6 protein-coding genes and 1 pseudogene are annotated in these 14,351 nt (G+C 71.2%); 5 read left to right on the top strand and 2 right to left on the bottom strand.

What is annotated here, in order from left to right; all coding sequences use genetic code 11:
• The 5 genes and pseudogenes from OU415_RS27220 to OU415_RS27200 form a co-directional block, all read left to right on the top strand.
• A pseudogene (locus OU415_RS27220) lies at nt 1-2,638 on the top strand (polyketide synthase); the annotation flags it as partial.
• Nucleotides 2,638-4,227 (top strand): PfaD family polyunsaturated fatty acid/polyketide biosynthesis protein, encoded by a 1,590-nt coding sequence (locus OU415_RS27215; protein ID WP_270952126.1) that lies wholly within the window; start codon nt 2,638-2,640, stop codon nt 4,225-4,227. The pseudogene OU415_RS27220 and the gene OU415_RS27215, both read left to right, overlap by 1 nt.
• A complete protein-coding gene (locus OU415_RS27210) occupies nt 4,224-5,972 on the top strand; it encodes an acyl-CoA dehydrogenase family protein (RefSeq protein ID WP_270952124.1) in 1,749 nt (582 codons plus the stop codon). Before OU415_RS27215 ends, OU415_RS27210 begins: the two co-directional genes overlap by 4 nt.
• Before the next feature lie 33 nt (nt 5,973-6,005).
• Nucleotides 6,006-6,830, top strand: coding sequence for an acyl-CoA thioesterase (locus tag OU415_RS27205; RefSeq protein ID WP_270952122.1), 825 nt, complete (start codon nt 6,006-6,008; stop codon nt 6,828-6,830).
• Nucleotides 6,805-7,671 carry a class I SAM-dependent methyltransferase gene (locus OU415_RS27200; protein WP_270952121.1) on the top strand — a complete coding sequence of 289 codons (867 nt, stop codon included), beginning with the start codon at nt 6,805-6,807 and terminating at the stop codon, nt 7,669-7,671. Before OU415_RS27205 ends, OU415_RS27200 begins: the two co-directional genes overlap by 26 nt.
• Before the next feature lie 54 nt (nt 7,672-7,725).
• Here the strand turns inward: OU415_RS27200 and OU415_RS27195 are convergent, their stop codons facing one another.
• Together OU415_RS27195 and OU415_RS27190 are read right to left on the bottom strand one after the other, a co-directional pair.
• Nucleotides 7,726-13,017, bottom strand: a complete 5,292-nt coding sequence (locus tag OU415_RS27195) for an ATP-binding protein (protein WP_270952120.1) — start codon at nt 13,015-13,017, stop codon at nt 7,726-7,728.
• Nucleotides 13,018-13,078: 61 nt separating this feature from the next.
• Nucleotides 13,079-14,317 carry a cytochrome P450 gene (locus OU415_RS27190; RefSeq protein WP_270952119.1) on the bottom strand — a complete coding sequence of 413 codons (1,239 nt, stop codon included), beginning with the start codon at nt 14,315-14,317 and terminating at the stop codon, nt 13,079-13,081.
• Between the last annotated feature and the right edge of the window lie 34 nt (nt 14,318-14,351).

The following is a 14,351-nucleotide window of genomic DNA, read 5'->3' as shown; positions in this document are numbered from 1 at the left end:
CGGTTCGGGGCGTGATGGCACCCCGAACCGCTCACGACCGGCGGAGGACCCCGGGAAGCCGTTGCCGAGCAGCGAACTCGCGATCCCAGCCGTTGCGCCTGCGGTGTCCGAGCAGCGCGAGGTGCGGCCGTTGGCCGTGCTGTCCAGCACCATCGCGCAAGCCCATCAGGCGGTGCTGCGCACGCAGGCCACCATGCAGCAGATCGCCTTGGCCCGGTTGGCTGAGCCGCCGGTCGACGAGCCGAACGTGCTGTGGGACGAGCGCGACCTGGTCGAGTTCGCCGAGGGCGACGTGGCCAGGGTGTTCGGCCCGTGGGCCGCCGAGATCGACGCTCTCCCGCGCCGCGTGCGGCTGCCCGCACCGCCGTTCCTGTTCACCACGCGGGTCGTCGCGCTGGAGAAGTCCGGGACGCCGAAGATCAGCACCGAGTACGACGTCCCGGCCGGCGCGTGGTTCACCGTCGACGGTCAGGTGCCCGGCGTGGTGACCGTCGAGGCGGGCCAGTGCGTGCTGCTGCTGGCGTCCTACCTGGGCGTCGACCTGCGGCACGGCGGTACCCGGAAGTACCGGCTGCTGGACAGCGCGATGGTGTTCCACGGCGACCTGCCGCGCGAGGGGCAGACGCTGCGCTACGACATCTCCATCGACCGCATGGTCTGGAACGACGAGCGGCTGATCTTCTTCTTCAGCTACCGCTGCTACGCGGACGGCGAGCTGATCTTGGAGCTGATGGACGGCTGCGGCGGGTTCTTCACCGACGAAGAACTGGCGGCCTCGCCGGGCGTGATGATGCCGGACCCGACCAGGACGCGCCGCGGTGAGCCGGTGCGGCGGCGGTTCAAACCGCTGGCCCGCACCGACCGGACCCAGCTGTCCAAAGAGGACTTGACGAAGCTGGCGGCCGGGGATCTCGCTGGTGTCTTCGGCGCGGCGTGGGACCAGCGCGCCGACGGGTGCAACCCGTCGGTGCGGTTGCCCGGCGAAGCCATGAGCATGATCGACGAGGTCGTGCGCATCGACCGGCTCGGCGGCCCGTGCGGGCTCGGCGAGCTGGAAGCGGTGCAGCACATCGACCCGGACGACTGGTTCTTCCGGTGCCACTTCGTCGGCGACCCGGTGCTGCCGGGATCGCTGATCGGGGAGGGTGGCACCCAGCTGCTCCAGGTGTTCGCCATGTACCTGGGCCTGCACCTGGTGTTCCCGGACGCCGAGTTCCAACCCGTTCCGGAGCTGCGCACCGAGTTCAAGGTCCGCAGCCAGGTGACCCCCGGCACGCCGAACATCCGGTACCACGCCGAGATCACCGAGATCACCCTGCTGCCGCGGCCCACCGTGATCGCCGACATCACGGTCTACCAGGGCGACAAGCCGATCATGGTGATGAACGACTTCGGCATCCAGGTACGGGAGAAGCCGGGCACCCCGTACCGGCCGGAACGCGGCGGGATCCCGCCGTTCCTCGGCCGCCGCAACCACCACGGCGAGCCGGTCATCATGAACGAGTTCCACGCCGCGCACGCCGCCAAGGGCGACCTGGCCACCGCGATGGGACCGGAGTTCGAGATCTACCGCGGTCGCCGCGCCCCCTACATCCCCAACGGCGACTTCCTGTTCACCGACCGCATGCTGCGGCTGGAGGGCACCCGGGGAGTCCTGGAACCCGGCGCGAAGCTGGTGACCGAGTACGACGCGCCGGGGGAGGACTGGTACTTCACCGAGAACTCCTCCCCGCACATGCCGAACTGCGTGTTCATGGAGACCTCGCTGCAGTCGGCCATCCTGCTCGGCTACTACCTGGGCCCGACGCTGCGCGATCCGGGCACCGACTACGGCATCCGCAACCTCGACGGCAAGGCCACGCTGGTCGCCGACGTCGATCTCCGGGACCGGACGATCCGGCAGGAGTCCGTGCTGCTGTCCAGCCACGCCATGCCGGGCGCGATCATCCAGAGCTTCCGGTACACCCTCGAAGTCGACGGCCGGACCTGCTACGTCGGCGAGTCCACCTACGGCTACTTCAGCGAGCAGGCGCTGGCGAACCAGGTCGGGCTCGACGGCGGTGAGCACGTGCCGAGCTGGCTGGAGGCGCAGGAGGTCGAGCCGAGCCGGGTCCGCACCCTGCCGGTGCGCTCCGACGACCGGTGGTTCCAGCCGCAGCCCGGCACCGGCCTGCGGCTGGCCGACGGGCACCTGCGGCTGGTGGATTCGGTCGACGTCGTGGCCGACGGCGGCCGGCACGGCCTGGGCTACGTGCGCGGTCAGCGGCGGATCGACCCGGCCGACTGGTACTTCGACTGCCACTTCCACCTGGATCCGGTGATGCCGGGCTCGCTGGGCGTGGAGTCGATCATCCAGGCGCTGCAGGTGTTCGTGATCGACGAGGGGCTGGCCGACGACCTGGGGGCCGCCGCCTTCGCGATGGCCACCGACGTCGAGCTGACCTGGAAGTACCGCGGGCAGGTCTCGCGGACCGACCCGGAGATGTCGTTCGAGGCGCACGTCACCGAGATCCGCCGCGAGACCGACCGGGTGGTGGTGATCGCCGACGCGAGCGTCTGGAAGTCCGGGCTGCGGATCTACCAGCTCGGCGGGGTCGCGGTGGAAGCACGGCGGGCGTCCGATGTGGAGGAGTCCTGATGTCGATCACGGCGAACGGCTCGGCTGCTGTGCATCCGGTGCACGGTGTGCGCACCGAGCCCGACGGCATTCGCGGCGTCCTGAACCGGTTGGAGTCGCCGTGCTTCGCGGTGGAGACCGAGCGGGGGATCGGCGTCACCAACGAGCAGCCGCAGCCGGGCGCGCGGATCCTCGCCGCGGTCGGACCGCTGCCGCCGCAGCGGCTGGGATCGGCCCGGTTCCGCGCCCACCACGGCGTGAGCTTCGCCTGCATGAGCGGCGCGATGGCCAACGGCGTCGCGTCCGAGGAACTCGTCATCGCGATGGCGCGCGCCGGTTTCCTCGGTTCGTTCGGGTCGGCCGGTCTGCTGCCAGACCGGATCGACACCGCCCAGCGCAGGTTCGCGCGGGAGATACCCGGAAAACCGTTCGCCGCCAACCAGATCCACAGCCCGAGCGAGGACGCCCTGGAGCGCGGCACCGTCGAGCTCTACCTCCAGCACGGGGTGCGCTGCGTGGAAGCATCGGCGTTCATGGACCTCACGCCGAGCATCGTGCGGTACCGCCTGGCGGGGCTGGCCCGGGGAGATCGAGGCGAGCCCGTCGTCGCCAACCGGGTGATCGCCAAGGTCTCCCGGCCGGAGGTCGCCGCCAAGTTCATGCGCCCGGCTCCGGAGAAGCTGGTGTCCGCGCTGCTGCGGGAGGGGCTGATCACCGCCGAGCAGGCCGAGTGGTCCCGCACCGTGCCGATGGCCGATGACATCACCGTGGAGGCCGACTCCGGCGGGCACACCGACCGCCGACCGCTGTCCGCGCTGTTCCCGGTGATCGCCGGGCTGCGCGACGAGGTGTGCCGCGAGTACCGCCGCCCGGTCGAGATCCGGGTCGGAGCGGCCGGCGGGATCGGCACCCCGGAGGCCATCTCGGCGGCGCTGAGCCTGGGTGCCGACTACGTGGTGACCGGCTCGGTCAACCAGTCCTGCGTGGAGTCCGGCATCTCACCGGCGGCGCGCGAACTCCTCGCCGCGGCGACGATCAGCGACTGCGAGATGGCGCCCGCCGCGGACATGTTCGAGCTCGGCGTCGACGTGCAGACCCTCAAGAAGGGCACCATGTTCCCGATGCGGGCGCGGCGGCTCTACGAGCTCTACCGGACCTGCGGCGGGTTGGACGAGATCCCCGACGAGGAGCGGAACCGGCTGGAGAAGCAGGTGTTCCGGCGATCCTTCGACGAGATCTGGTCCGACGTGGTGGGTTTCTTCGACAGCCGGGACCCGGCGCAGGTGCAGCGCGCCGCAGACGACCCCAAGCGCCGGATGGCCCTGGTCTTCCGGTGGTACCTCGGGATGTCCTCGGCGTGGGCGACCGGCGGGCAGCCGGACCGGACCATCGACTACCAGATCTGGTGCGGGCCCGCGATGGGGGCGTTCAACGACTGGGTGCGCGGTAGCCACCTGGAGCCGGCGGTGGACCGGCACGTCGCCGACGTCTCGCAGCAGCTGATGCGGGGCGCGGCCTTCGCTGAAAGGGTGCACCAGCTCGGTGTTTCCGGAATCCGGCTGCCGAACAGCTGCACCCGCTACCGGCCGCTTCCCGGAGGTGCGCGATGACGGTGCTGGACGACGTGGTCGCCACCTATCCGGCCGCGGTGGAGTTGGAGCGGCTGCTCGGCGATCCGCGCGATGCGACCAACCCGTTCGGGTTCGGGGCGGTCGTGGAGCGGGACGGCGCTGCGCTGTTCCCCGAAGCCTTCGCGACCGAACTGGCCCCGCACCTCGGTCTCTCGTTCGTCCCGCCGGAAGACGGCGGTCATCTGTCCACAATGGATGAGACGTTGACTCTGGCGCGGCTGGTCTCGCGGCGGGACGGCGCCGCGATGCCGGCCACCATGTTCAGCGTCACCGGCGCGGGTTGCGTCCTGCTCGCGGGCGACGCGGGGCAGCGGGAGCGGGTCGCGCGGCTGCTGGCCGCGGGCGGGGTCATCGGCTTCGCCATGGCGGAGTCCGAGCACGGCAGCGACCTGCTGGCCAACGAATGCCGGCTGGACCCAGCCGATTCCGGCGGTTTCCGGCTCAACGGCCGGAAGTGGCTGGTCGGCATCGGTGACCGGTGCGATGCGCTGGTCGTCGTCGCGCGCACCGGCGGTCGCGGCCCGGCGGCGTTCACCGCAGTGCTGCTCGAGGGCGAGCAGTTGGCCGCAGTCCGGCGCGATCAGGCGCGGCGCACCAGCGGGCTGCGCGGCATCGACTCGACGAGCGTCTCCTTCGACGACGTCGAGGTCCCGGCCGACTGCGTGCTCGGCGGCGTCGGTCGCGGAGTGGAGATCGCCCTGAAGGTCATGCAGCTCGTGCGGGTCCTGAGCACGGCGGCCAACCTGGGATGCGCCGACACCGGATTGCGGCTGGCGATGGACTTCGCCGGTGAGCACGTGTTCGGCGGCCGGGTGCTCGCCGAACACGCGCAGCCGCGACGTGTTCTCGCGACCGCCGCCGCGATGCTGTTCGCCTGCGATGCCGTTGCGCTGCCGGCGTCGCGTGCGATGCACACGCTGCCAGCGGCGCAGTGCCTCTGGTCGGGAATCGCGAAGCGGGTGGCCACGGACCTGTCGGCGGAGATCTTCGCGCTCTGCGCGGACGTCCTCGGGGCCAGGAGCCTGCTGCACGACGGACCGTTCGCGGCCTTCGACGTCGCGCGCCGGGACAACGCGGTGGTCCGCCACATCGACACGGCACCGGACGCGAACCTGTGGTCGATCGCGACGCTGGTCGCCCAGTTCCCCGAATCCCCGCCGGAGATGGAGGTTCCGGAGGAGGTAGCCGCCACCTTCCGGTTGGGCGATCCGCTGCGACCGGTGCGCTTCGGGGAGCTGGACCTCGCGCTGCGCGGGATGGACCCGGTCACCGCCGGGTTCTTCGGGATCTCCGCTGCGGTGATCGCCGAACTGGGTACCGGATCCGCTGCGGCCGCGAGGGTCAAGCGAGTCGATGCGCGGTTGAGAGCCGTGATCCGCGCGATGCACCGGGTGCGGGCGCGGGGCGTGGCGGGGGATCCGGCGCGGTGGGATCTGGCTGTGCGTTTCTGCTGGCTGCACGCGGCGGCGAGTTCCGTCTGCTTGTGGTGGTTCAACCGGGAGCGCCGTTTGTATAGTCTGCCCGCGGGTTCCGCTGGCTGGTTGTCGGCAGTGCTGTCCGTTCTGCTGGACCGGGCCGGTGATCGAACGCCGAGGCTCGACGCGCACGACACGACCGGGACGTACACCCTGGCCGAAACCCTGCACACCGCGAACAAGCTGTTCAGCGCGGTTCCGGTCGCCCTCGCTCCACCGCGACCGGTGTGCTCGACGGATGGGAAGTGAGACGCAGCTGTGAACGCCGAATCGCATCCACTGGTGAAGTCGAGCGGAGCGGTCCGCGAAGGTCCCGGCCGCTGGGAGGTCGAGGTGCCGCGCTCGTGGTGGGCGTGGCTCGGACCGCAGGGCGGACTGCTCAACGCCCTGGCAGCGCAGGCCGCCGCCGACCTGGTCGAGGATGCGGCGGCGCCGCGTGCGACGCACGCCCAGTTCCTGCGCAGCCCGTCGGAGGCGCCGATCGAGTTCGTCGCGACCCTGGAACGCGCCGGTCGCACCAGCCAGTTCGTCACCGTGCGCGGGATCCAGGAGGGCACCCCGGTCCTGCTGGCCTCCTTCGTGTTCGCGCGGAGCACCGACCGGTCCCCGGTCGAGCAGCGCGTCGAGGCGCCCGAGGTGCCGAGCCCCGAGGACAGCCTGGAGATCGAGTTCCCGCTCGAGCTGGTCCCGTTCGGCCAGCAGTTCGTCATCCGGTACGGCAGCGGCGGCATTCCGATGGCCGGTTCGGCGGATTCGGAGATGGCGTACTGGTTCCGGCTGCAGCCGGACGTGCCCGCCGACGCCCTGGTCGCGATCGTGCTGGCCGACGTGATGCCGCCGGGGATCTACCCCCTGCTGACCGAACCGGCGCCGATCGTGTCCGCCGAGCTGTCCGTGCACCTGCACGTCGACCTGGCCGCCCAGCCGGTCGACGACGACGTCCTGGTGGTCCAGCGCAACGTCAGCAACGGGCAGGGCTGGTGCGTCGACGAAGCCGACCTGTGGGACCGCAACGGGCTCCTGCTCGCCCAGTCCCGCCAGCTGCGCCGAGTCCTGAACAACGACAACGGAGGAGACCAGGGTGAGCGAGTCGAGGACGAGAGTTGATCTGGCGGGCGTTCCGGAGACCTTGCTCTGGCCGCTGTACTGCCGAGCGGCGGAGTCCCGGCGCCCGGACGCGCTGATCTCGGACCCCAAGTCGGTGGCCATCGCCGACTCCATCGACTACCCCTTCGAGGAGCACTTCGGGCGCCCGCACATCGCGCTCGCGCTCCGGGCGATGTGCTTCGACGACCAGATCCGGAAGTTCCTGGCGACCCACCCCGACGGCACCGTGGTGGCGCTCGGCGACGGCCTGGAAACCCAGTTCTGGCGGGTGGACAACGGCCGGGTCCGCTGGTTGTCGGTGGACCTGGAGGAGACCATGCAGGTCCGCCGCAAGTACTTGCCGGACACCGACCGGCTGCGCAACCTGTCCTGCTCGGCGCTCGACGAGGCGTGGATGGACGAGGTCGATCCGGCGGCCGGGCTGTTCATCAGCGTCCAGGGCCTGCTGATGTACCTCGAGGAAGCGGAGGCGTGGGGCCTGATCCGCAAGTGCGCGGAGCGCTTCCCGGGTGCGTGGCTGATGTTCGACGCGATGCCGGCCTGGCTGACCCGCCAGACCTCCGGTGGCAGCTGGCTGGACGTCCTGATGATGCGCGGTCGCAAGGAGCGCACCGAGGACAAGTACAAGCTGCCGCCGCTGCGCTGGGGAGAAAGCGTCGACCGGTTGCGCAAGCGGCTGTTCGCCCTGCACCCGGCGGTGGCGGAAGTGCAGGACGTGGGCTACCCGCCGGGGCGCGGCCTGACCTTCCGGTTCCTGAACCCGCACATGGGCAGCGCCCTGCCGATCCGGAACCTCCGCCCGAACAACACCCTGGTCCGCTTCGCCGCGACCGACGGCTGATCCGCTCGCGTGCGTTGGGGCCGGTCCTGGCGCCCCAACGCACGCACGAGCTGTTCAGCCCTGGTCTTGCCCGCGGAGTTCGTGTTCAAGGGTCGTGATGATCCGCGGTCGCAGGTCCTCCGGTTCGATGATCTCGTCCACCGAGCCGACTTCGACGGTGCGCTGGATGTCGTGCACCGCGTCGAATTCCGCCGCCACCTCGGCGAGCTTCTCGGCCCGCACCGATTCCCGGGTGCGCCGTGCGCGCGGATCGGACCGCGGTAGCTGGCTGACCCGGGGATCGCGGTCGGTGCGGGCGTCGACCTCACCGGCGAAGACCACCGCCGCGGCGGGGGCGCCGCCGAGGACTGATGCGAAGGAGCCGGACACCGCGAGCACGGTCATCCGGGGGTTCAGCGCCTTGGAGAAGACCACGAAGGCGCCGCCGTGGTAGCGGGAGATCACGCAGAACACGATCGGGCCGCGGAAGTTGACGATCGCCCTGGCGATCTCCGCGCCGTACTCGAGCTGCAGCGTCCGCATCGACTCGGGTGAGCCGTCGAAGCCCGACAGGTTCGCCAGCACCACCAGCGGCCGGTTCCCGCTGGCCGCGTTGATCGCGCGGGCCACCTTCTTCGCCGACCCGGGGAACAGGGTTCCGGCGGTGAAGGCGCTCGGACCGTCGGTGGGCGGGAATCCGCGGCGCGGCACCGGGCGCGATTCGACGCCGACCAGGCACACCGGGAATCCGCCGATGTGCGCGTCGGTCACCACCGCGGTCTCCGCGCCCTCCATGCCCGCCCAGCGCTCCCGCACCGGCAGGTCCTGGTCGGACACGGCGCGCAGCACGGTCCGGATGTCGAACGCCTTCTTGCGGTCCGGGTTCTTCGCGGCGGAGAAGATGTCGCCGACCGAGTCGAAATCGCCGTCGGCGGTGGGGTGCGGGAACCGGCGGACGTCCCGGTCCGCCGGATCGGTGGTGGCGGCGCGGCGCGGCCCCTGTTCCCCGCGCGCGACGTAGGTGTGGTCGTAGTGGTCCAGCAGCACGTCCAGCGCACCCGCCAGGTCCGGTGCCCAGTGCTGGGCCTGCCCGTTGGGCCCCATGATCCGGTCGTGGCCGCCGATGCCGAAGTTGTCCTCGGCGGACACGCTGCCCGAGAAGTCCAGCGACTTCTTGCCGGTCAGCACCATGGTCGAGTCGGGCGTCATCACCAGGACCCCCCTGGTGTGCATGAGCATCGTGGCCTCGGCGTTCCAGTACGGCTGCGCGCCGACGTTCACGCCCGCGACCACCACGTTGATCTCGCCTCCCTCCTGCGTGAAGGTGACGATCGACTTGAGGGCGCGGGCGACCCAGTCCATGTTCTCGGTGCCGGAGTCCATCGAGATCTTCGCCCCGGCGGACAACGCGAACCACTCCACCGGGACACCCGTTCGCCTGGCGAGGTCCAGCGCTGCGCACACCCGCGCGCACTCCGGTTCGGCCAAGGCCCCGAGCGACCTGGTGGCGTCGCCGAGCAGCACGACCCGGGTCACGCCGTCCGGGTGGCGGGGCGTCGGAGTGCTCGTCACGCCCACGACGATCCCGGCCGCATTGCGCCCCGCCGGCCGGTCCACCGGCACCAGCTCGCCAGTGTCCGCCAGGTCGTGCTCGGTGAACGTGCCGCCGTCCCTGGTGAGCAGGGCGATCAGGTCGACCGGGTGGGCGGTGCCGCGGCGGTGCGCCCGCAGCACCTTCCGGCCGAGGTCGTCGAGCGGTTCGATCGGCTCGCGAGGGGCCGGGTGCACCTGGACCGCGGCCGAGGTCGGCTCGCGGCGGATCCGGAACTCGTCGCGGTCCGCGCGGAGCCGGACCTCCGCCACGCCCGCGTGCAGGGCCGGGGCGAAGTGGTGCGAGACCCGGGCCAGGTCCTCGGCGGTCAGCCCGGTCGGCGGGAGCACTTCGAGGAAGACCCTGCTCACCTGGGTCTCGCGGTTCGCCGCTGCGTCGAGGGATTCGGTGGCGGCGGCGAGCGCGTCCGCCACACCCGGCAGGGCGACGATGCGTCCGTCGTCGTCGCGCAGCGGCGTCGGGTCGCGAACCAGCGCGATCGCCACTGAGGAGTCCGAAGTGGACTCTTCGGTGCCGCAGGTGAACAGGTGGACGTCGGCGTCCACCGACGGCAGGCGGGTCAGGTCGAAGTTCCGCAACCGCCGCAGGCCCAACCGGTCCCGGAGACCGGGGTGCACGCCCCGCTCGGTGCGCACCTCGACGATGCCGCCCGGCTCGGGATGGAACGTGAAGTGCTGAGCGCCGCCGGCGCGATCGAGCACCGAGACGGTCAACCGCTCCACTTCGGTCTGCGGCGCAGCCCGGGTCAGCACGCGGCGCAGCTCGTCCGCCGTGGCATCGGGGCTCGTCGGTGGCTCGGCCCAGCTCAGGTAGACCTCGACGAGGGTGTCGACCTCGTCCCGCTTGGCGGCCACCTTCGCGATCGCTCCGGCCGCGGCTTCGAACCTGTCGAAATCGGTCGCGGTCGCCAGCGAGCGCGCCGCCGGTCCGTGCTCGGCCGAGACGAACGTGCACCCGTCGACCTCGAAGCACCGCAGGTCCGCCGGTCGCAGCTCCGGACAGCGCTGGCGCACGAGCACTTCGAGGAGCGGGCCGAGGTCGATCCCCTTGCGGTTGATGCGCTGCGCGAGCAGGCGTTCCAGCGGTTCCGCGCTGGATGTCATGGCCGCGATCCGGTCGTCGCGGTCCGCGGCTTCGGGGTGCTCGTCGAGGTAGCGCAGGTGTGCGCGGACCTGCGCATAGGTGCGGGCGCGCTTGCGCCGCAGGGGCGGCTGCACGATCTGGCGGAACGCGACTCGACGAGCCAGGCCCGCCACTTCGCGGCACTCGCGCAGCGAGGTCAGCCGTTCGAGCACCACTCGCATGGCATCGCGCAGGTCATCGCTCGGCGGCGGATCAGCCGACCACTGCTGGAGGAGGGCCGTCGCGACGGCCGACGCGGGGCGCTGTTCTGCCAGGTAGATGCGGAAGACGGCGGCTTCGGGATCCGTGACGGCCCCGTAGTGGCCCAGGAGCGTCGTCAGCCGTTGCTCGAAGGCCGGCGTCGCACCGGCCGCTGCCAGGTCGAGGGTCCGCAGGTAGGCGTGGAACTGCTCGTGCGGACCGGCCACCTCGGTCTGCGCTGCGGGCTTGCGGCTCGACAGCTCGGCGATGTCCGCGAACAGGTGCAGCAGCTCGATCTCGGCGGGGAGCGGCCGATCCCCGCGCGCGGCGAAGTAGTCGGCCAGGAGCCGTCGTTCGTCCACCGGGTCGACGTCGAACCCCAGCAGGGCGTTGCGGAGGTCCTCGGCGCCGGTCGGAGAGCAGTCCACTTCGGACAATCCGAGGTCCTCGGCAGTGGTGCGAACCGGCTGCTCGGCGCCGGTCGCTTCCAACCGCAGCAGCGGGGCGTCCGCCTCGACCTGACTGCCCACCGGTACCAGGAACTCCGTCAACCGCGCCGCGAACGGGGCTCGCAGCACGGTTTCCATCTTCATGCTCTCCAGCACGAGCACCGGGTCACCCGCATCTACCTCGGAGCCCTCGGCCGCGGTCGCGGCGACGACGAGCGCGGGCGCGGGCGCCCGGACGACGCCCTGGTCGTCGTGGCCGATGCGGTGCGGGACGCCCTCGACCTCCACCAGGTGCTGCGAACCGTGCCGGTCGGTCACGACGTCGAATCCCCGACCGTTGAGCGTGATCCGGGCCTTGACGTCGTCGTAGCGCTCGAACCCGACATCCGCGGCGCGCTCGACGGGACCGACGGCGACCCGGAACCTGCTCGGTCCGATCCGGGCGACCTTGACCTGGTGCACCGCGCCGTGCAGCTCCAGCGGAACGGGGGAGTCGTCCGGCGGCAACTGCGGCTGACCACGACGAGCGCTGTCGAACAGCTGCCGACGCCGTGCGCGCTCCGCAGCCAGGTAGGTGTCGATGGCTGCGGTGACCAGCGCGACCCCGCGGTGGTCCGGAGAGCTGCGGCGGTTCCAGGTCCGGTCTATCCAGCCGGTGTCGGCCGTGGCTTCGACGATCTCCGGCGTGCCGAGCAGGTCGAGCAGGAAACCCTTGTTGGTGGTGCCGCCCTCGATGAGCACCGTGGTCTCCGCGATCGCGCGGCGCGCCCGGGCCAGTGCTTCGCCCCTGGTGCCGCCGAACGCGATCAGCTTGGCGATCATCGAGTCGTAGTCCGGCGGGATCGCGTCGCCGACGGCGAACCCGGCGTCGACCCGGATCCCGGGGCCTGCGGCGAGGTCGAACCGCTTGATCCGGCCCGGAGCGGGCGCGAAGTCGCGATCCGGGTCCTCGGCGTTGAGCCGCACCTCGACGGCGTGGCCGGTCTCGGCGGGCACCGGGCCGGTGAGCCTGCTCCCGGCGGCCACCCGGAGCTGGGCCTTGACCAGGTCCACCCCGGTCGTCGCTTCGGTGACCGGGTGCTCCACCTGGAGGCGGGTGTTGACCTCGAGGAACGAGAAGCGTTCGGTGCGCGGGTCGTAGAGGAACTCCACGGTGGCCGCGCCCCGGTAGTCGACCGCCAGCGCCAATCGCTGCGCCACGGCTTTGAGCTCCTCCACCTGCTCGGCGGTCAGCAGCGGCGACGCCGATTCCTCGACGACCTTCTGGTTGCGCCGCTGCACGGAGCAGTCCCGCACGCCTAGCGCCCATGCCGTGCCCTGCCCGTCGGCGATCACCTGCACCTCGACGTGCCTGGTTGCCGGGAGCTGCCGCTCCAGGAACACCGCGTCGCTGCCGAACGCCTGCTCGGCTTCCCGCCGGGCCCGGTCGTAGACCTCGACCAGCTCCGCATCGCAGGTGAGGACCCGGATGCCGCGTCCGCCACCGCCGGCAGCGGCCTTGAGCATCAGCGGGTACCCGATCTCCTCGGCCGCGCGCCGGGCGGATTCGAGGTCCGCGACCGCGCCCCGGCTCCACGGAGCGACCGGCACACCGGCGGCCTCCGCGAGCAGCTTGGCCTCGATCTTGTCGCCGAGCTTGCGCATCACACCCGCGCTCGGGCCGACGAAGGCGACCCCGAGCTGCTCGCAGAGCTCGGCGAAAGCCGGTTCCTCCGCCACGAATCCCCAGCCGGGCCAAGCAGCATCGGCGCGGGTGGCCACCAGGGCGTGCGCCAAGCGGTCCAGGTCCAGGTACGGACGTGCCGAGGCCGGGCCGATGCAGTGCACCGAATCGGCGTCCCTGGCGAACGTCGCGCCGCGTTCCTCCTCGGTGCACAGCGCGATGCTGGTGATGTCCTCGCCGTCGGCGTTCAGCTCCCGGATCGCGCGGATCATCCGCATCGCGGGTTCGCCGCGGTTCACGATGGCGACTCTGTGGAACAAGGCGCTCCTCCTATGCCGGGCGGATCGAACGGGCACGGGTCTTGCAGCTCGACCTGCGCGCTCAGGACGCGCGGTAGCGCACCGGAAGCCGGTAGGGGCCGCGGAAGGTGGGCATGATCGACCGGTCTACGGTGTCCGGCGCGGACAGCTCCGGTCGGGGGACGTGCTCGACGAACGCCTGCACCGCCAGGTCGTGGACGAGCTTGCCCAGCCGCGCGCCGAGGCAGTAGTGGAGGCCGCGGCCGAACACGATGTGCGCGACCTCGCCCCGGTCGAGGTCGATGCGGTCGGGATCGGGGTACTGGGCCGGATCGCGGTGCGCCGCGCCGATCCAGACGAAGATCTCGTCGCCGGAGGCCAGCTCGTGCCCGCCCAGCTCGATGGGCTCGACGACCCGTCGCTTGGTGAGCTGGACCGAGGAGTCGAAGCGCATAAGCTCCGACGACATCCGCGGCACCGCGGCCGGATCGGCGCGCACCCGCTCGAACAGGTCGGGATCGCGCAGCAGGTGGATCACCGTGTTCCCGATCTGGTGGGCGGTGCTGATCTGCCCCGCGGTCAGCAGGAACGCCAGGTTGCCGAGCAGCTCCTCCTCGGAGGCCCAGTTGCCGCCGGTGTAGGAGTCGGCGAGCACCTGGAGCAGGTCGTCGCGCCGGTCGCCGCGGCGTTCGGAGACCAGGCCGCGGAAGAACTCGAAGAACTCGTGCACGCCGCCGAGCAGCTTCGCCTGGTGCTGCCGGCTGGCGGGACCGTCGTCGATGAGCAGGCCGAGGCTGAGCATCCAGTGCAGGTAGTCCTGGTCGCCGCCGCCCGGAATACCGAGCATCCGCCCGAGGCCGAGCGCGGGCAGGGCGTACCCGTAGGCCGCCATCAGGTCGAACTCGCCGTTGCCGTCGGCGAGCGCGGAGTCCAGCAGCCGGTGCGCGGACTCGGTGATCTGCTCCTGCATGTCGTCGATCGGCTTCGGCATGAACGGTGCCTTGAGCTCGCGCCGGATCCGGTTGTGGTTCGGCGGATCGGTGGTGACGATCTGTTGGTAGAGGGCGTTCATCGCGGTGGTCTGGCCGGCGTCGGCGTCGGTCGGCAACCGCTCGGCGAGCCACTGCGGCCGCGCGGCCGACAGCCGGGGGTCCAGCAGCGCGGTCACCGCGACGTCGTAGCCGGTGACCATCCAGCCGCCGTCGTCGCCCATCCGCTCGTCCCAGTAGACGGGGTCGGTCTCCCTGACCCTGCGGTACAGGGGGTAGGGGTCGTTGATGCACTCCTCGGCGTAGATCTGCTCCATCGTGAGCTCGGCCATTCCTGCTCCAAGAGATCGGGATTCGTTCGGCGGG

The organism is Saccharopolyspora oryzae, from assembly GCF_027853915.1.
Lineage (GTDB): Bacteria > Actinomycetota > Actinomycetes > Mycobacteriales > Pseudonocardiaceae > Saccharopolyspora > Saccharopolyspora oryzae.
The sequence above is the reverse complement of the archived record's forward strand: the minus strand, read 5'-3'. Positions and strand labels throughout refer to the sequence as shown.

What these genes read in the sequence shown, in the direction of transcription:
- OU415_RS27190 (WP_270952119.1), bottom strand. Translation starts at nt 14,317, where the DNA reads ATGGCCGAGCTCACGATGGAGCAGATCTACGCCGAGGAGTGCATCAAC.
- OU415_RS27215 (WP_270952126.1), top strand. Translation starts at nt 2,638, where the DNA reads ATGTCGATCACGGCGAACGGCTCGGCTGCTGTGCATCCGGTGCACGGT.
- OU415_RS27210 (WP_270952124.1), top strand. Translation starts at nt 4,224, where the DNA reads ATGACGGTGCTGGACGACGTGGTCGCCACCTATCCGGCCGCGGTGGAG.